Source organism: Mesorhizobium sp. AA23 (genome assembly GCF_001672435.1).
In the GTDB taxonomy this organism is placed as follows: domain Bacteria; phylum Pseudomonadota; class Alphaproteobacteria; order Rhizobiales; family Rhizobiaceae; genus Mesorhizobium.
The window spans coordinates 187,544-204,204 of record NZ_LYTP01000029.1 but is presented as its reverse complement, the minus strand read 5'-3'; the positions used below and the strand labels follow the sequence as shown (position 1 = coordinate 204,204).

The 16,661-nt window shown below is 63.2% G+C and carries 17 protein-coding genes and 2 pseudogenes; 9 read left to right on the top strand and 10 right to left on the bottom strand.

The genetic code is table 11. The features are described 5' to 3' along the window. Window positions 1–108 precede the first annotated feature (108 nt). The 3 genes from purL to A9K66_RS23560 all read left to right on the top strand — a co-directional run bounded on the left by purL (window position 109) and on the right by A9K66_RS23560 (window position 3,202). Window positions 109–2,340 (top strand): phosphoribosylformylglycinamidine synthase subunit PurL, encoded by a 2,232-nt coding sequence (gene purL, locus A9K66_RS23570; RefSeq protein WP_067328320.1) that lies wholly within the window; start codon window positions 109–111, stop codon window positions 2,338–2,340. After that, window positions 2,337–2,861 (top strand): hypothetical protein, encoded by a 525-nt coding sequence (locus tag A9K66_RS23565; protein ID WP_067328318.1) that lies wholly within the window; start codon window positions 2,337–2,339, stop codon window positions 2,859–2,861. Before purL ends, A9K66_RS23565 begins: the two co-directional genes overlap by 4 nt. 107 nt (window positions 2,862–2,968) lie before the next feature. After that, window positions 2,969–3,202, top strand: coding sequence for a BolA family transcriptional regulator (locus tag A9K66_RS23560; protein WP_023674714.1), 234 nt, complete (start codon window positions 2,969–2,971; stop codon window positions 3,200–3,202). Window positions 3,203–3,221: 19 nt separating this feature from the next. Here the strand turns inward: A9K66_RS23560 and A9K66_RS23555 are convergent, their stop codons facing one another. Together A9K66_RS23555 and A9K66_RS23550 are read right to left on the bottom strand one after the other, a co-directional pair. Further along, window positions 3,222–4,421 carry a ZIP family metal transporter gene (locus A9K66_RS23555; protein WP_066995154.1) on the bottom strand — a complete coding sequence of 400 codons (1,200 nt, stop codon included), beginning with the start codon at window positions 4,419–4,421 and terminating at the stop codon, window positions 3,222–3,224. Next, on the bottom strand, window positions 4,418–5,539 hold the full coding sequence (locus A9K66_RS23550) for a multicopper oxidase domain-containing protein (RefSeq protein WP_067328316.1): 1,122 nt from the start codon (window positions 5,537–5,539) through the stop codon (window positions 4,418–4,420). The genes A9K66_RS23555 and A9K66_RS23550 overlap by 4 nt, the downstream gene beginning before the upstream one ends. A gap of 293 nt (window positions 5,540–5,832) precedes the next feature. On the opposite strand from A9K66_RS23550, the gene grxD reads away from it, so the two are divergent. Both grxD and A9K66_RS23540 read left to right on the top strand, forming a co-directional pair. Next, the gene (grxD, locus tag A9K66_RS23545; RefSeq protein ID WP_066995148.1) at window positions 5,833–6,168 is read left to right on the top strand and encodes a Grx4 family monothiol glutaredoxin; all 336 of its coding nucleotides are present in this window, start codon (window positions 5,833–5,835) and stop codon (window positions 6,166–6,168) included. A gap of 192 nt (window positions 6,169–6,360) precedes the next feature. Next, window positions 6,361–7,560 carry a multidrug effflux MFS transporter gene (locus A9K66_RS23540; protein WP_066995308.1) on the top strand — a complete coding sequence of 400 codons (1,200 nt, stop codon included), beginning with the start codon at window positions 6,361–6,363 and terminating at the stop codon, window positions 7,558–7,560. A gap of 23 nt (window positions 7,561–7,583) precedes the next feature. On the opposite strand, the gene A9K66_RS23535 is transcribed toward A9K66_RS23540, so the two are convergent. The 8 genes from A9K66_RS23535 to A9K66_RS23500 form a co-directional block, all read right to left on the bottom strand. Continuing rightward, on the bottom strand, window positions 7,584–7,994 hold the full coding sequence (locus A9K66_RS23535; protein ID WP_067328314.1) for a hypothetical protein: 411 nt from the start codon (window positions 7,992–7,994) through the stop codon (window positions 7,584–7,586). 78 nt (window positions 7,995–8,072) lie between these two features. Next, window positions 8,073–8,900: an inositol monophosphatase family protein gene (locus A9K66_RS23530; protein ID WP_067328312.1), complete on the bottom strand. Its 828-nt coding sequence runs from the start codon at window positions 8,898–8,900 to the stop codon at window positions 8,073–8,075. Beyond that, the gene (gene ttcA / locus A9K66_RS23525; protein WP_067328461.1) at window positions 8,890–9,786 is read right to left on the bottom strand and encodes a tRNA 2-thiocytidine(32) synthetase TtcA; all 897 of its coding nucleotides are present in this window, start codon (window positions 9,784–9,786) and stop codon (window positions 8,890–8,892) included. The genes A9K66_RS23530 and ttcA overlap by 11 nt, the downstream gene beginning before the upstream one ends. A gap of 187 nt (window positions 9,787–9,973) precedes the next feature. Beyond that, a complete protein-coding gene (gene rpsD / locus A9K66_RS23520; protein ID WP_066995136.1) occupies window positions 9,974–10,591 on the bottom strand; it encodes a 30S ribosomal protein S4 in 618 nt (205 codons plus the stop codon). A 407-nt stretch (window positions 10,592–10,998) separates the two neighbouring features. After that, a complete protein-coding gene (locus tag A9K66_RS23515; RefSeq protein WP_066995133.1) occupies window positions 10,999–11,181 on the bottom strand; it encodes a DUF3008 family protein in 183 nt (60 codons plus the stop codon). 60 nt (window positions 11,182–11,241) lie between these two features. Further along, window positions 11,242–12,042, bottom strand: coding sequence for a glutamate racemase (gene murI, locus A9K66_RS23510; protein WP_067328310.1), 801 nt, complete (start codon window positions 12,040–12,042; stop codon window positions 11,242–11,244). A gap of 106 nt (window positions 12,043–12,148) precedes the next feature. Then, on the bottom strand, window positions 12,149–12,763 hold the full coding sequence (locus A9K66_RS30840; RefSeq protein ID WP_197507511.1) for a hypothetical protein: 615 nt from the start codon (window positions 12,761–12,763) through the stop codon (window positions 12,149–12,151). Between the two features lie 79 nt (window positions 12,764–12,842). After that, a complete protein-coding gene (locus tag A9K66_RS23500) occupies window positions 12,843–13,682 on the bottom strand; it encodes an RNA methyltransferase (RefSeq protein WP_067328305.1) in 840 nt (279 codons plus the stop codon). A gap of 203 nt (window positions 13,683–13,885) precedes the next feature. Here A9K66_RS23500 and A9K66_RS23495 point away from each other — a divergent pair, with 203 nt between their 5' ends. From A9K66_RS23495 to A9K66_RS23480, 4 genes and pseudogenes are all read left to right on the top strand, one after another. Beyond that, the gene (locus A9K66_RS23495) at window positions 13,886–15,097 is read left to right on the top strand and encodes an NADP-dependent isocitrate dehydrogenase (protein WP_067328302.1); all 1,212 of its coding nucleotides are present in this window, start codon (window positions 13,886–13,888) and stop codon (window positions 15,095–15,097) included. A 3-nt stretch (window positions 15,098–15,100) separates the two neighbouring features. Beyond that, entirely contained in the window at window positions 15,101–15,838 is a 738-nt protein-coding gene (locus A9K66_RS30495; protein ID WP_067328299.1) for a hypothetical protein, read from the top strand. Window position 15,839: 1 nt separating this feature from the next. After that, window positions 15,840–15,956, top strand: a pseudogene (locus A9K66_RS31650) (glutathione S-transferase N-terminal domain-containing protein); the annotation flags it as partial. Window positions 15,957–16,074: 118 nt separating this feature from the next. After that, a pseudogene (locus A9K66_RS23480) lies at window positions 16,075–16,656 on the top strand (demethoxyubiquinone hydroxylase family protein). Window positions 16,657–16,661 lie beyond the last annotated feature (5 nt).

Sequence of the window (16,661 nt, the reverse complement as noted above, 5' to 3'; positions counted from 1 at the left end):
AGCGGTTTTCCGGCGTTTTCGTCGTGCTTTGGGGGTGTATCGCTCGAAAGCTTGCGATAAGAGGAGACTCAGAAAAGCCCCCTCTCCCACGGATACCAATCGCCGCTCATGACCATATCCAATTCCGTGCCGATCACCCCCGAGCTCGTCGCCGCGCATGGGCTGAAGCCCGACGAATACCAGCGCATCCTCGATCTGGTTGGCCGCGAGCCGAGCTTCACCGAGCTCGGCATCTTCTCGGCGATGTGGAACGAGCACTGCTCCTACAAGTCTTCCAAGAAATGGCTGCGCACGCTGCCCACCAGCGGCCCGCAGGTTATCCAGGGGCCCGGCGAGAATGCCGGCGTGGTCGACATCGGCGACGGCGACTGCGTCGTCTTCAAGATGGAGAGCCACAACCACCCCTCCTATATCGAGCCCTATCAGGGAGCCGCGACCGGCGTCGGCGGCATCCTGCGCGATGTCTTCACCATGGGCGCGCGACCGGTTGCGGCGATGAACGCGTTGCGATTCGGCGCGCCTGACCATCCCAAGACCCGGCACCTGGTTGCTGGAGTCGTTTCCGGCGTCGGCGGCTATGGCAATTCCTTCGGCGTGCCGACCGTCGGCGGCGAGGTCAATTTCGACGCCCGCTACAACGGCAACATCTTGGTCAACGCCTTCGCGGCCGGCCTCGCCAAAACCAACGCCATCTTCCTGTCGCAGGCCAAGGGCGTCGGCCTGCCGGTCGTCTATCTCGGCGCCAAGACCGGGCGCGACGGCGTCGGCGGCGCCACCATGGCCTCGGCCGAGTTCGACGACAAGATCGAGGAGAAGCGGCCGACCGTACAGGTTGGCGACCCTTTCACCGAAAAGTGCCTGCTGGAGGCCTGCCTCGAGCTGATGGCGTCGGGCGCGGTCATCGCCATCCAGGACATGGGTGCGGCCGGGCTCACCTGCTCGGCGGTCGAGATGGGCGCCAAGGGCGATCTCGGCATCGAGCTCGATCTCGACAAGGTGCCGGTGCGCGAGGAGCGCATGAGCGCCTACGAGATGATGCTGTCGGAAAGCCAGGAGCGCATGTTGATGGTGCTGCGCCCCGAGAAAGAGGAGGAAGCCGAGGCGATCTTCCGCAAATGGGGCCTCGACTTCGCCATCGTCGGGACGACCACCAACGACCTGCGCTTCCGCGTGCTGCACCACGGCGACGAGGTCGCCAACCTGCCGATCAAGGAACTGGGCGACCAGGCGCCGGAATATGACCGCCCCTGGGTCGAAACGAAGAAGCCGGCGCCGCTTGCAGCGAATGACGCGCCCAAGGCCGACGTCGCTGACGCGTTGCTCAAGATGCTGGGCGGACCGGACCTCTCTTCGCGCCGCTGGGTGTGGGAGCAGTATGACACGCTGATTCAGGGCAATTCGCTGCAGCTCCCAGGCGGCGATGCCGGCGTGGTGCGCGTCGAAGGCCATCCAACCAAGGCGCTCGCCTTCTCTTCCGACGTCACGCCGCGCTATTGCGAGGCCGACCCGTATGAGGGCGGCAAGCAGGCCGTCGCCGAATGCTGGCGCAACCTGACGGCAACGGGCGCCCTGCCGCTTGCCGCCACCGACAATCTTAATTTCGGCAATCCGGAGCGGCCGGAGATCATGGGCCAGTTTGTCGGAGCGGTTAAGGGTATCGGCGACGCCTGTCGCGCGCTCGGCTTCCCGATCGTCTCCGGCAATGTCTCGCTCTACAACGAAACCAATGGCCGCGGCATCCTGCCGACGCCGACCATCGGCGGCGTCGGGCTGATCGCCGATTGGTCGAAGATGGCCCGCGTCGGCTTTGCCGCCGAGGGCCAGATGATCGTGCTGGTCGGCTCGCCGCCGACATGGGGCAGCCATCTCGGCCAGTCCGCCTATATGCGCGACATCCACGGCCGCGCCGACGGTTCGCCGCCGCCCGTCGACCTCGAACATGAAAAGCGCGTCGGCGACCATGTGCGCGCGCTGATCGCTTCCGGCATCGTGACTGCCGCGCACGACGTCTCCGACGGCGGCCTTGCCGTGGCGCTGGCCGAAATGGCGATGGCATCCGGCATCGGCGCCACCATTCCCGGTCTCACCGGCACCGATCCGATCCCGGTCTGGTTCGGCGAGGACCAAGGACGTTATCTCCTGACCTTGTCGATCGACCCGCAAAGCGGCGAATGGGACAGGATCCGCGCGGAGCAGGGCATGCTCGGCATCTTCGCGCCGTGGATCGGCACGACCGGTGGCGACATGCTGAAGCTCGGCGAGGCGCGTGCCGTTCCGGTCAGCGAATTGACCGCCGCCCATGAGGGCTGGTTCCCGCGCTTCATGGATCAGGCCATTTGACCAGGCTGGCGGTCCGGGCGCTGCTTGCAGCTGTTTTCTGGCCGTCGCTGTTCTTTTTCTGGTTCCTCGGCCCGTTCGTCTTTCTGCTGCTGTCGACGACCTCGAGCGAGGTCTGTCCAAGGCTCGAAACGCGAGCCGAGTTCCTTGCTGCGGCGAACGGCGCAATCCCGTTGCTGGCCGCTCAGGACCTCGTCTACGCCATTCCTGTTTTGTGCCTGGTGCTGTGGCAGCGCCTTTTGCCGGAGCCGGCTCGGGCAAGGCATATCGTCACTTGCGTCAAGCTCTTCGCCATTGCAACCGCCATCGGAGCGCTTTGGGCGTATGGTTCTTCGCTTATGTGCGATGGCTACGGCCGGCCGTTTTTCTCCCCGGTCTGGCAGTGGACGAGCTACTTGCCGATGGTCGGCATCGCGATAAACGTGCCGCTCTACGTGCTGACCTTCAGCCTCGGTCGCGCCTACTCGACGCGCGAGGATGTGTCCGCCGGCGACGCGGCTCAGCCGGATCGGAATGTCCCGTGAAGCCTCGGTCACGGATGGAACCGCTTCAATCCGGACCGGAAAGGCTCTACGCTTATCCCCGACTCTCATCGCACGGGCTGCGCCCGCTCGAAAACAGGATTTCTGCCATGGCAATGGATGCGCACGACATCGAACGACTGATCAAGGAAGGCATTCCGGACGCCAAGGTGACAATTCGCGATCTGGCTGGTGACGGCGACCACTACGCTGCCGAAGTGGTGGCCGAGAGCTTCCGCGGCAAAAGCCGCGTCCAGCAGCACCAGATGGTCTATGACGCGCTGAAAGGCAATATGGGCGGCGTGCTGCATGCGCTCGCCCTGCAGACCAGCGTTCCGGACTGAGTGTTGACGCCGCGGTTGTTCAGATCTTTACCAGCATCGCCGTGAGGTACATGAAGCCGACCCCGGCTGTCAGCCCGGCCATCGCAGCCGGTGCGAGCAAGGCGCGCGAGCCATCGGGGCGCTGGCGAAGCTGCAGCGAAACCATCTCGACGATCACTTGCAGGATCGCTCCGGCGCCGATCGCCAGCGCCAGCGCCGACCATTGCGGCGCATAGGCGAGGCTGCCGATCCATAGGCCGACGACGGCGGGACCTCCCGCGAGCAGCGTCAACATGGCGAAGGTCCTGAGCGGCGGTCGCTGCTTCAGGATCGGGGCGGCGATGGCGATGCCTTCGGTGATGTTGTGCAAGGTGAAGCCAAGCACCAGGAACGTGCCGAGCCCGGCTGCGCCCGAGACGAAGGCGGCGCCGATCGCCAGCCCTTCGCCGAGATTGTGCAGGCCGATGCCGAGTGCGATGAAGGTGGCAAGCGCCAGCCCGGTCGGTGTCCCGCTGCGCCGGCCTGCCGCCATGAGCAGAAGGAAACTGGCGGTGGCTGCGAGTACGATCATGGTCGACCCCTGGAACAGGGCGGCTGCTTCGCCGGCCAGTTCGAACGCGTCCTCGAGCGTGTCGACGAAAAGGAAGGCGAGCAGACCGACGGTCATCGACAGGAGAAAGTCCATGCCGTTCCGCCCGACCCCGCGTAGTGCCGGATAGAACATCAGGCCGATCGCCACGGGCAGGATGCCGACAAAGCCGCCCAGCACCGCTTGCGCGGCAAAGCTAGGAGAACTGCGCGTCGGTGTGGGTACGGCGACGGCGATATCGTGCCCGAATGTTGTCCCGGTACTGGTTACGACATTGATCGCATGCGCCTCCCCCAGCACCCAGGGGTATGGCAGGCTGATCCATGCCGTTGCGCCGCGCGGGATCGGCCCCGGCGGATCCTGCGTGAACTGCCAGTAAGCGTCGTCGACCTGGACCTGTGCGATCGTCATCGGTTCCGACCCACCGGCCCGCACGAGGATTCGAATGCCGTCGTTTCCGATAATTGTCCGCTCGAAGGTCAGGTTCTCGACCGGCGGCGCGCCGTTGCGAAAGCTGGCCAACGGGTCGGAAGAGACCATCCACGCAACCGCGAGCCCGAGTACGGCGAGCGGCAGTACTATCCAGAGCAGAGAGAGCCAGCGCGGCCGACCGGCCTGTGTATCCCGGGAGGTGCTACTGACATCGGTCACGACAAGGCCTCCACGACGTCGAACATGCCCGACCAGCCGAGTTCGGTAAACTCCGACTGGTGGGGATGGAACATGTAGAGGCCTGGCTCGTGCTCCCTGAAATGGAACTCGAGGATACCGCGCTCGGCCTGGCACTGGGTGATCAGATCGACGGTCCTGAGTGTCGGCGTCAGCGTCGTGCCCTGATTGTAGTAGTCGAAGAAATTGGCATGCAGATGGAAGGAGTTGATCGGGTCGAACTCGACCACGTTCACGAGATAGATCCGGACAGGCTTGTCCTTCAGCACCCGTATCGGCTTCTTCGCGTAGGCATGGGCGACGGTGTTGACGGCATAGACCTCGTTCTCGTTGTCGAAATTGGTGTCGAAGGCGTTCATCGCCATTACGAATTCCTGCCAGCCGGCATTCTCCGGCGTGCCGAGCAGGCGCGAGCGGGCGACCGCCTCGTGCTCCGGATGCCTGGCGGGATCGGGATCGATGATGAAGGCGCCGTACATACCTTTCTGGATGTGCCGCTTCAGCGGCAGCGCATGGCAATGATAGAGGTGGCAGCCGAACGGCCTGGCGTCGAACTCGTACACGAACTCCTCGCCCGGCCCGATCAAACCGGCGCCGGGAACGCCGTCCATCCGTGCTGCGTGAATGCCGTGGAAATGCATGGAATGCGGATGCGAGCCGTTGTTGCGGAAGACGATCTTCAAGCGATCGCCTTCGGTGGCCCGCAGCGTCGGCCCCGGCACGCGGCCATTGTAGGTCCAGGCGGGGAACAGGATGCCGGGCGCGATCTCGATCTCCTTGTCCTCGGCCGTGACCTCGAAGCTGCGCAGTGTCCGCCCGTCCGGCAGCGTCGACACCGTCCCGGTCTCCCAGTGGCTCAGCAGCTTCACCGGATCGAATCCGTTGCGGCTATCCTCGACCTCGCCGACGGTGATCATCGCCCCATGCGCGGACAGGTGCGCCGGCTGCGGTTCGGCCGCCCCTGGCGTTCCGTGACCGGCGTGGTCGGTCTGCCCGCGCGCCGCGGTCGCCATCACCGCCGTACCGCCGGCCGCCAGGCCACCGGCCAGAAGCAGCCTTCGATCGAGCTTTTGTTCCAGCAGCGATTTCGTTTCGCGCATATCCGCGTTCCTCCAAGGCACTGGCAAGGATAGCGCATGCTTCAAGATTTAGCTATAGCTATAATTCTGGCGCGTGCGCACCTGGGAAACCGTCAGCGGCACCGGGACAAGAGAACCGGCCTGCCGGCCCGCTTGTGGGAAGAGTTCCGGCTGGCGGATTTGGCCCAATGGCGGACCAAAGCTTTGCGCCATTTCGGGTGCGTCGCGGCTAACGTCTTGTTTCAGCCAACCTATGGGTTTATTTGATGGACATGCTTCGAGCCTGACTCCCACAGGCGTGAAAGGATTCCCCCATGAGCGGCATCAACGACTACATCGACAGCGAAGTGAAGAGCAACGACGTCGTGCTCTTCATGAAGGGCACCCCCGGCTTCCCGCAGTGCGGGTTCTCCGGCCAGGTGGTGCAGATCCTCGACTATGTCGGGGTCGACTACAAAGGCGTGAACGTGCTGACCTCGGCCGAGCTGCGCCAGGGCATCAAGGACTATTCCAACTGGCCGACCATTCCGCAGCTCTACGTCAAGGGCGAGTTCGTCGGCGGTTGCGACATCGTGCGCGAGATGTTCCAGGCCGGCGAGCTGCAGGATTTCCTGGTCGAAAAAGGCGTCAGCGTCAAAGGCGCCGCCTGATTTGAGCTCGCGCTGGCCGGCCCAGCCGGCTGCGCGATGACATCCGGGGCCGCCCCACCTCGGCACTTTGGCTTTCGAACTCGAGAACGAGACGAATTGATGCGCCGGTCGACCGGCGCGTGTTCGTTTGATTGATCGGATTTTGCCGTGGACAATCAGGCACTAGCGCAGCAGTCGGCAAAAAGCTTGCCCATTCCGCGCTGGGAATTCATTGCGCTCTGCGCGGCGCTGATGGCGCTCAATTCGCTCGCCATCGACATCATGCTGCCGGCACTGCAGCAGATCGGCGCCTCGCTCGGCGTCGAGAATGAAAACCACCGCCAGTATGTGATCACAGCCTACATCCTTGGCTTCGGCACCGGTCAGCTCTTCTTCGGTCCGGTTTCCGATCGTTTCGGCCGCCGTGCGCCGCTGGTCGCCGGCCTGATCATCTATGTGGCGGCGGTAGCGGCCGCTGCTGTTGCTCCGACCTTTGCCACCCTGCTCGCCTGCCGTGTCGTGCAAGGCATCGGCGCGGCGGCCACCCGCGTCATCGCTGTCTCCATCGTGCGCGACACCTTCGAGGGCCGCCGCATGGCCGAGGTCATGTCTCTGATCTTCATGGTGTTCATGGCGATACCGGTCGTCGCGCCCGGCATCGGCCAGTTCATCATGCTTTTCGCCACCTGGCACTGGATCTTCGTCACCATGGCCGTCGGCGCGCTCATCGTGTCGGCATGGTCGCTGTTGCGCTTGCCGGAGACGCTGCATCCGGAATACCGGCGGCCCTTAACCGTCAACGCCGTCGTCGGCGGCTTCCGCATCGTGCTCACCAACCGCATCGCGCTTTGCTATGCCTTTGCCAGCACCTTCATCTTCGGCGCCATGTTCGGCTTCATCAATTCCGCGCAGCAGATCTATCTCGAAGTCTTCCATGTCGGCGAGCTGTTTCCGCTGATCTTCGCCGGCGTCGCGGGCGTGCTCGCCTTCTCGAACTTCCTCAACGCGCGGCTCGTCGGCAAGGTCGGCATGCGGCGCCTGTCGCAGAGCGCGCTGCTGCTCTTCCTCGCCATCAGCCTGGTCTGGCTCGTCGTCTCGCTCGAGATCGAGATGCCGCTCTGGCTGTTCATCGCCTTCTTTGCCGGCGCGATGGTTCCATTTGGCTGTCTCGGCGCGAATTTCAACGCGCTTGCGATGGAGCCGCTCGGCGAGCTTGCCGGCACGGCGTCCTCCATCCTCGGCTTCATGCAGACCTTTCTCGGCGGCCTGCTCGGAACGCTGATAGGCCAGGCCTATAACGGCACGGTCACGCCATTGGCCGCCGGCTTCTGCAGCGTTTCCCTCGCCGCCCTGCTGATGATCCTGATCGCCGAGCGCGGAAGGCTGTTCCAGCCCCACAATCCGCCGGTGTGAAACCCTCGCCTACGGCCACCCGCTCAGGATTTTCGTTCAAGCGCAACCGTGAAGCGGGGCGAAAGTATGCGCCCTGCGATCGCCTCGCCCATGCTCTCGGTAAAGGGTAACGGCAGGGCTTTATCGAGAGCCTCGAGGACTGAGGCAACGAAGGCTCTGTTCAATGCATCGTTCGATCCGAGTACGGAGAAGGTCGCGCGCGGCTTGCCAATGAGCGTTCCGTCTCGGCGGAGCGAGAACCGCAGGGTCAAGGACAGGCCGGCAGTTCCGCGGGGCGGCCGCCAGCAGGCGTAAATGGCAGCCGACATTTCCGCCATGGAGTTTACGGGATCGCGACTGCCGCAGGCGCGCTCCCGTGCCGCTGCTTCGTCAGCACCCGTGATCGTCACGGCGATGGCGAGAGCCAGAGCGACCATCGCGGACCGGGTGCCCATTCACATCTCCGGATTTGCGTGAGGTCGTAGGTCGACATCTTCCAGGCGACCGGCTGGCCCTCGCTGGCGCAATCGATCCTATTCCGCCCAGAGCTCGCGCCGCAGTTCGTTCCAGCTATCCTTGTCTGGCGCAACCAACAACCCGCCGTCGACATGCGACGGCAGATAGGCATCGCCGTCGATCCGCGCCGCATAACCACCGGCCTCCTGATGGATCAGCACGCCGGCCAGATGGTCCCACGGCATCAGCTTGTTGTAGACGACGAAATGCGCATGGCCGCTCGCCAGCAGCCGGTATTCGTGCGCGGCGCAACGATAGCCGAACTGCGACAGCGCCTTTGTGTGGTTGCGGGCGAGCCGCGAGCGCTCCGGTTCCTTCAGATACTGCCACGAGATCGCGCCGGTCATCTCGGCGATCGGCACCGGCTCGGCGACCCGCACCCTCTCCAGCGCGCCATGTGCGTGGCGGATATGGCTGCCCGCCCCCTTGGCGCCGATCAGCCAGTCGTTGCCGACCGGATCGTGGATGATGCCGGCAACCGTCTCGCCGTTGACCACGACGCCCAGCATGACGCCGAACAGCGGCACGCCGGAGGCGAAGTTGAAGGTGCCGTCGACCGGATCGATGACGAAGGCGAGTTCGGCATCGCCGAGCCCTTTGAGCAAGGCCGGATTGTCGGAACAGGCCTCCTCGCCGAGGATCATCGCTGAAGGGTAACGCTCGCGCAGCCTGGCAGTGATCAGCCTTTCGGCGTTGACGTCCGCCTCCGTCACCAGATCGGCGGCCGAAGTCTTCTGGCGAACGTCGCCCTCGCCCAATCGGCGGAAGCGCGGCATGATTTCGGCCTTGGCTGCGTCGGCTAGAAGCTCGGCCAGCCAGTCGATCGCTTGCATGTCAAACGTCATCGGAAATGTCTTTTCCCATGGTAAGGCGCACATCGAGCGCGGCGAAGTCGAACAGTTTTCGGTCGAGCAGATGCGAGGGTCGCACATTGGTCATCGCGCGGATCATCGTGTCCTTGCGGCCAGGCATACGCTTCTCGATATCGTCGAGCATCGCCTTCATGGCGTTGCGCTGCAGCCCTTCCTGGCTGCCGCAGAGATCGCACGGGATGATTGGGAACTTCAGTGCATTGGCGAATTTCTCGAGATCCGCCTCGGCGCAATAGGCGAGCGGGCGCAGAACCATGACGTCGCCCTCGTCATTGAGAAGCTTCGGCGGCATGGCGGCGAGACGCCCGCCATGGAAGAGGTTCATGAAAAAGGTTTCGAGGATGTCCTCCCGGTGGTGGCCGAGCACAAGCGCGGTGCAACCCTCCTCGCGCGCGATGCGGTAGAGGTGGCCGCGTCTCAGCCGCGAGCAGAGCGAGCAATAGGTGCTGCCCTCGGGCAGCTTGTCGGTGACCACCGAATAGGTGTCCTGGTACTCGATGCGATGCGCAATGCCGTTGGCGCCGAGGTAGTCCGGCAGGATGTGCTTCGGGAAATTCGGCTGACCTTGGTCGAGATTGCAGGCAAGCAGCTCGACCGGCAGCAGCCCGCGCCATTTGAGATCGAGCAGCAAGGCAAGCAGGCCATAAGAATCCTTGCCGCCGGAGAGCGCCACCAGCCAGCGCTCGCCGGGCTTGACCATGGCGAAGTCTTCGATCGCCTGGCGCGTGAGCCGCAGCAGCCGCTTGCGCAGTTTGTTGAACTCGACCGAGGATGGCACGTCGCGGAACAGCGGATGGAATCCGCCTTCCGGCTCGTCGGCGATCGGCTCAAGCGATTTGACGTTTGGCAGCATATTCATGGCGCAGGTGCCCACGGTTCTGTTGCCGCTTCGCTTAGAGCATTTTGCAGCCAAGTGGAATCACTAGCCGTCGCGGAATTGCGGCTAAAAAAATGACCAGGGTGGAATTGCCGCCGTGGCCGACGCGACAAACAAAGAAAAGGCCGCCTCGAGGGCGGCCTTGGATGGGTGTCGCCGATTGGTCGGATCAGCGCGAATAGAATTCGACGACCAGGTTCGGTTCCATCTGGACGGCGAACGGAACATCCGCCAGGCCGGGAACGCGGTTGTAGGTCGCGGTCATCTTGTTGTGGTCGGCCTCGATATAGTCCGGCACGTCACGCTCGGCCAAGCCTACCGATTCCAGCACGATGACGAGCTGCTTCGACTTCTCGCGCACCTCGATGACGTCGCCCGGCTTGCAGCGGTACGAACCGATATTGGTGCGCTTGCCGTTGACGTTGACGTGGCCGTGGTTGACGAACTGGCGGGCCGCGAAGATGGTCGGCACGAACTTGGCGCGATAGACGATCGCGTCGAGACGCGACTCGAGCAGGCCGATCAGGTTCTCGGAGGTGTCGCCCTTGCGGCGGTTGGCTTCCTCATAGACCTTGCGGAACTGCTTTTCCGAAACGTCGCCATAGTGGCCCTTGAGCTTCTGCTTGGCGCGCAGCTGCAGGCCGAAGTCGGAAAGCTTGCCCTTGCGGCGCTGGCCATGCTGTCCGGGGCCGTATTCGCGCTTGTTGACCGGGGACTTCGGACGGCCCCAGATATTTTCGCCGAGACGGCGGTCGATCTTGTATTTCGCGGATTCGCGCTTGCTCATCGCATTCCCTTTCAAAACGATATGACCCGGGGCCCCATGGCTCCGGGTGAAGGAAACGCGCCCTCCTCTGGCCTCCGTTTTCGAGGCCTGACAGGGTTTTCCCACGCAACGCGACGGAAAACCCACGGGACACGTCAGTTCGAACAAGACCGCCGACAGACTGGCTTCCGGTGAGGTCTTGCCCATGCAAAAGAAACCACCGGACGTCGCCGCCCGGTGTTGGTGGCCCTGTTAAACAGAGATTTAACCGGTGTCAAGCTCGTGATCGGCGACGCACCGGCTCCACTATTCTGCCGTCAGAAAGCCGCAGCCCGGCGAAGGCACTGGCATGGCCGAAAGCAGATCCGCCACGTCATGGCATGCCGCGGTTTCCTATCCAGGCACCAACTTGAGAGCCAGGCAGGAGTTCATGACTTCTTGCTAGGCAGTCCCTTGCGTTTGGTCTCGGCGAACTCCTCGAGTTGCTTCTCGCTCATGGACTCGTACATCTCGCGCGAAGCACCCTTAAGCTCGGTTTTCTTGGTCTCGCCGCGCTTGGCCGAAAGGGCTGCGCCGGCTGCCTTCTGTTGGGCTTGCGATTTGGCTGGCATGCGATTTCTCCCCTGTGCGGTAGTGGGAAGAGAAACGCTGCGGCGCTATCGCAGTTCCAGCTAGCGCGAGGTCAGCCCAAAGCCCTGGATGAGCCTGCGCGTGGCGAAATCCACCTTACCAGAGGTGAAGAGGGCGATATCGGGCTCGGTCTCGCCCGACGGTTCGCCGATAGGCTGCAGCAGCGACATGGCGCGCCGGGCAATGGCTTCCGCCGGATCGATCCAGTCGACCGGCCACGGAGCGGTCTTGCGCATGCGGTTGGCCAGGAACGGATAATGCGTGCAGGCGAGCACGACGATGTCGGTGCGCTGCCCGTCGTGCTCGATGAAGCAGGGCGCGATCTCGGCGCGCACGGCTTCCTCGTCGACAAAACCTTCGCGCATATAGATCTCGGCCAATGCGGCAAGCCTGTCGCTGCCGACGAGCCGGACATGGCATTTCTGCGCCCATTTGCTGATCAGGTCACGCGTGTACTGACGCTTAACCGTGCCCGGGGTCGCCAGCACCGAAACCAGGCCGGACCGCGTGCGCTCGGCCGCCGGCTTGATCGCGGGCACCGTTCCGACAAACAGATGACCGGGAAATTTTTCCCGCAGCGCATCGATCACCAGGGTCGAGGCGGTGTTGCAGGCGATCACTGAGATCGCCGGCTGCAGACGGTCGAGCAATTTGCCGAACAGGGCGAGTATGTGCTCCTTGAGCGCCGGCTCTTCCCATGCGCCGTAAGGAAAAGCCGCGTCGTCGGCGACATAGACGAAGCGCCGATCCGGCATCAGGACGCGCGCCTCGCGCAGCACCGTCAGTCCGCCGACACCGGAATCGAACATCAGGATCGGACGCTGGTTTGATCGATCGTTCATTGTCATCCGACTACAGGAAGAAGCTGACCCGAGATTTGGCCAACCGCGCTTCTATCCTGAACGATCATGGTCTTGAAGTGGCAGATGCCAGCAGCTTTTGCGCAACTCAGAGCCCCCGCTTGCCGAAGCCGGCGGGTCGCGCCCGGCCAAACGGCTGCGGCGCCGGCGCCGGCGCCGGACGCGCGGGTTGCGCAGCAGTCCGTGGCGCAGCTGGAGCGACGCTCGCTGTCGCCCTCGCGGGGCGCGCCTCCGCCGGCAACGAGCCTTCAAAGTCGAAAGCCTCGGTCAGCTCATCGATGTTGCTGCCGGCCACAGGCTTTGCCCACAGGATCGTGCACCAGAGGCCGAATATGGCAAGGCCGAGCAGGTTCAGGCCACCGGGCGCGCTCTCAGGATTGCCAAAATCGATAACCAGAAGCGTGCCCGCCTGCAGCAAGCCATAGATGCCGGAAAAGACGATATAGGACCAGAGGATCCAGCCTGAACCATCGGCATCGCGGCTGCGGCGCCATGCGATGTTGCCGCGCAGCGCGACGAAGACGAGCGACACAACACGCGCGGCGCCGGCCAGGCTTTGCCGCGACGGACCCGGCATCGAATTGATCAATCCCGCGAAGCCGGTCGTTGCGGCAATGCAGAGCACGATCGCTACCGCTTCCGCTATGAACAAACCTAGCGAATAGAAGAAGAAATGCAGACGGCCAATATTGGACGTAAACATCTGCTGCCCCATCGTTTCGAGAACGATGAACCAAACCGCATAATATTCGGTTACCTTGAAGGTTCGGAGCTTACGGATTTTAACTTTCTTTGTCCGTTGTTCGTTTGCGCGTAGCCGGCGCCCGCCTCGGATCATCCCCCGGTGAGCCGTCGCCGCGCGGCATTGCCGGCGAGAACCTGTCGAGCGACGAGATGATGCCGCGCAGCACCTTCAACTCGGGCTCAGCGAATCCCGCCCGCGTCAGCACGGCGCGCAGATTGTCGACCATCTTAGGCCTCTTCTCTTCCGGGCGGAAATAGCCGCGCGCCTCGAGAGCGCCTTCGAGATAGGTGAACAGGCTGTGCAGCTGTTCCTTGGTCGCCGGAACGAGCTCCGGTCCGGCGAAGTTGGTCGCGGTCTCTTCGGCAAGGCCGGATTTCATCCATTCATAGGACATCAAAAGCACGGCCTGTGCGATGTTGAGCGAGGAGAAGCCGGGATCGACGGGAAAGGTGACGATCTCGTCAGCCAGACCAACCTCTTCATTGTAGAGGCCAAAACGTTCACGGCCGAACAGAATTCCGGTGCGCAGCCCCGCCTGCTCGCGGGCCCGGAGCGCCCTGCCCGCATCCACCGGACCGCGCACCGGCTTGAAGCCGTCACGCTCGCGGGCGGTGGTGGCGAAGACGAAGTTGAGGTCGGCCACTGCCGAGGCAAGGTCGTCGAACACCGTTGTCGCATCGATGACGTGGTCGGCGCGGCTGGCGGCGGCGCGCGCCTTCTCGCTCGGCCAGCCGTCGCGCGGATTGACCAGGCGCAGCTCAGAAAGGCCGAAATTCGCCATGGCGCGCGCGACCATGCCGATATTCTCGCCGAGTTGCGGCTCGACAAGGATGATCGCCGGTCCGGCGGTCTTGGCGGTGTCGTTTGCGGCTGGCATGGCTCTCCGTACATGAGGTTTGCGGCGTTTCGGCGTCCCCTGCCACATCCGGGCCTGAAAATGAAGCATTCACAAGCGCGACACCGGTCTGCGATCGGCTGATCGCGGTTTGCGCGCTCAAAAAGGCTTTGATATACGCTGCCCAACCTCGGCCGAAGCCACGGGCAAGGCCGTTCAGATCCCCAGCAACGAGGCATTTTTCCATGGCGAAGATCAAGGTGGCGAACCCGGTCGTCGAGCTCGACGGCGACGAGATGACCCGCATCATCTGGCAGTTCATCAAGGACAAGCTGATCCACCCCTATCTCGACATCAAGCTGGACTATTTCGATCTAGGGATCGAGAACCGGGACGCCACCAATGACCAGGTGACCGTCGACTCGGCCAACGCCATCAAGAAATACGGCGTCGGCGTGAAATGCGCGACGATCACGCCCGACGAGCAGCGCGTCGAGGAATTCAAGCTGAAGAAAATGTGGAAGTCGCCCAACGGCACCATCCGCAACATCCTCGGCGGCACCATCTTTCGCGAGCCGATCATCATGAAGAACGTGCCGCGCCTGGTGCCCGGCTGGACCAAGCCGATCGTCGTCGGCCGTCACGCCTTCGGCGACCAATACCGCGCCACCGACTTCCGCTTCCCGGGCAAGGGGAAGCTGACAATCAAATTCGTCGGCGAGGACGGCCAGATGATCGAGCATGACGTCTTCGATGCGCCGGGCGCCGGCGTCGCCATGGCCATGTACAATCTCGACGAGTCGATCCGCGAATTCGCTCGCGCCTCGCTGAACTATGGCCTGCTGCGCAACTTCCCGGTCTATCTCTCGACCAAGAATACCATTCTCAAAGCCTATGACGGGCGCTTCAAGGACATCTTCCAGGAGGTCTACGAGAAGGAATTCGAGGCCGAGTTCAAGGCGAGAAAACTCTGGTACGAGCACCGCCTGATCGACGACATGGTCGCCTCCAGCCTGAAATGGTCGGGCGGCTATGTCTGGGCCTGCAAGAATTATGACGGCGACGTGCAATCCGACACCGTGGCGCAGGGCTTCGGCTCGCTCGGCCTGATGACCTCGGTGCTGATGACGCCGGACGGCAAGACCGTGGAAGCGGAAGCCGCCCACGGCACCGTCACCCGCCACTACCGCCAGCATCAGAAGGGCGAGGAAACCTCGACCAACTCGATCGCCTCGATCTTCGCCTGGACGCGTGGCTTGGCCCACCGCGCCAAGCTCGACGGCAATGCCGAGCTCAAGCGCTTTGCCGAGACGCTGGAAAAGGTCTGCATCCAGACCGTCGAGGGCGGCTTCATGACCAAGGACCTGTCGCTGCTGATCGGCCCCGACCAGCCCTGGCTGTCGACCACCGGCTTTCTCGACAAGATCGACGAGAACCTGCAGAAGGCGATGGGGTAAGAAGTGCCGAGCCTTGTTGCCAGCGAAAGGGTCCGCCTTTGCGCTGGCAACAATGCCGACCTCTGCCAGGCTATTTTCAAGGTGCACGGGCTAAGCGGCCGGAGGAGCCGCTCCGTCTGGTCCAGCGATGAGCAAGCACCTCCTTACTACCCCAATGCCGCCACTTTGGATGCCGATGCCATACCGATCCAACTTGCAGAAATAGCCAGACTGACATCTGTTCTTGCCACCAGCTTTTCGGTCAAGGATTGCTTCTGCCGTCTGGATCTCCGACCGCTCGGGTTCAGCCAACTCTTCGAAGCAAGCTGGATCTGGATGGACCTAAGGCGTCCAACGACGACCCCCTCCGGTTGGGAACGTGTTGGGGACGCAGCCAGCTTGGAGATGTGGGAACTTGCCTGGACGGATGGCGCAGGTTCCTCCAGCGGCCGTGTCTTTCCGACCGCAGTTCTGGCCGACCCTGCCATCGCCATCCTTGGCCGACGGACGGCCGACGGCTTCACCGCCGGCTGCATAGCCAATAGATCCGAGCTCGTGATCGGGTTGTCAAATGTCTTTGCCACGGATGGCAATTCGACCTATCGAGATGCTGTGCAAGCCGCAGCCAATACGTTTGCTGAAAGTCGCGCGCTGGTCGGGTATGAACGCGGCGGCGGGCTGGATGACGCACTGGACTGCGGCTTTCAGACCACCGGCACGCTGCGCGTCTGGATACGGGACAGCCAAGCCAAAGAGGAATGAAGTGGCAAAGCCTCTTCTCTACGGCGCCCACTACAGCGTCTATGTCCGCATCGCGCGAATGGCGCTCAATCAAAAGGGCGTCGACTACGAGCTCGTCCCTCTCGACATCTTCACGGCCGAAAGGGCGTCAATTATCGGCTATTTCCTCAAGGTCGCCGAAGGGCGAAAGCTGCTTGCCCGCTTTCCAGACTTGCAGGACCGGTGGGATCGCATCGTCAGGCGGGCAAGCTTCTCCAATGCATGAGCTTTCCGGTCGCGAAGCGCTGACCACAGCCAGGATAGTCCGGGTCAACCACGCAGGCGAGTTTGGAGCGATCAGGATCTATTCAGCGCAAATCTTTGTCGCCCGGCACTTTTGGCGCGATTGCGTGCCGTCTTTGTCGGAGATGCTTGGACACGAGCGCCAGCATTGCGCCTTCTTCCGTGCCGCCATGCCAATGCGAAACTCGCGTCCATGTCGCGTCATGCAGTTCTGGAGCTGGGGCGGCTGGCTGTTGGGCTTTCTCACCGCCCTGCTCGGCCCACAAGGCATCTGGGCATGAACCGCCGCTGTCGAAGCGACCGTGCACCGCCATCTTGACGACCAGCTCTACTATCTAGCCGGGCGCGATCCCGGACTGCACGCCATCATCCTGTCGATCCGCGAGGAAGAGCTGGCCCATCTGCGTCACGCCGAGGAGCATCTGCTGGCACCAGGCCCGCTGCTTCTCCTCCTGCGCGGGGCGATCGCCGTCGCCACGGATTGCCTCATCTGGCTGTCCACCTGGGGCGACTCTGTCAGAATGGCGCGCGCCCTGAAAGCGGCAAAGCCTTCCTGACACAG

Coding starts and splice junctions, on each gene's coding strand:
- A9K66_RS23560 (WP_023674714.1), top strand. CDS start 2,969: ATGGCAATGGATGCGCACGACATCGAACGACTGATCAAGGAAGGCATT.
- murI (WP_067328310.1), bottom strand. CDS start 12,042: ATGAACGATCGATCAAACCAGCGTCCGATCCTGATGTTCGATTCCGGT.
- A9K66_RS23535 (WP_067328314.1), bottom strand. CDS start 7,994: ATGGGCACCCGGTCCGCGATGGTCGCTCTGGCTCTCGCCATCGCCGTG.
- A9K66_RS23515 (WP_066995133.1), bottom strand. CDS start 11,181: ATGCCAGCCAAATCGCAAGCCCAACAGAAGGCAGCCGGCGCAGCCCTT.
- A9K66_RS23495 (WP_067328302.1), top strand. CDS start 13,886: ATGGCGAAGATCAAGGTGGCGAACCCGGTCGTCGAGCTCGACGGCGAC.
- ttcA (WP_067328461.1), bottom strand. CDS start 9,786: ATGAATATGCTGCCAAACGTCAAATCGCTTGAGCCGATCGCCGACGAG.
- A9K66_RS23530 (WP_067328312.1), bottom strand. CDS start 8,900: ATGACGTTTGACATGCAAGCGATCGACTGGCTGGCCGAGCTTCTAGCC.
- rpsD (WP_066995136.1), bottom strand. CDS start 10,591: ATGAGCAAGCGCGAATCCGCGAAATACAAGATCGACCGCCGTCTCGGC.
- A9K66_RS23550 (WP_067328316.1), bottom strand. CDS start 5,539: ATGCGCGAAACGAAATCGCTGCTGGAACAAAAGCTCGATCGAAGGCTG.
- A9K66_RS23500 (WP_067328305.1), bottom strand. CDS start 13,682: ATGCCAGCCGCAAACGACACCGCCAAGACCGCCGGACCGGCGATCATC.
- purL (WP_067328320.1), top strand. CDS start 109: ATGACCATATCCAATTCCGTGCCGATCACCCCCGAGCTCGTCGCCGCG.
- A9K66_RS30840 (WP_197507511.1), bottom strand. CDS start 12,763: ATGTTTACGTCCAATATTGGCCGTCTGCATTTCTTCTTCTATTCGCTA.
- grxD (WP_066995148.1), top strand. CDS start 5,833: ATGAGCGGCATCAACGACTACATCGACAGCGAAGTGAAGAGCAACGAC.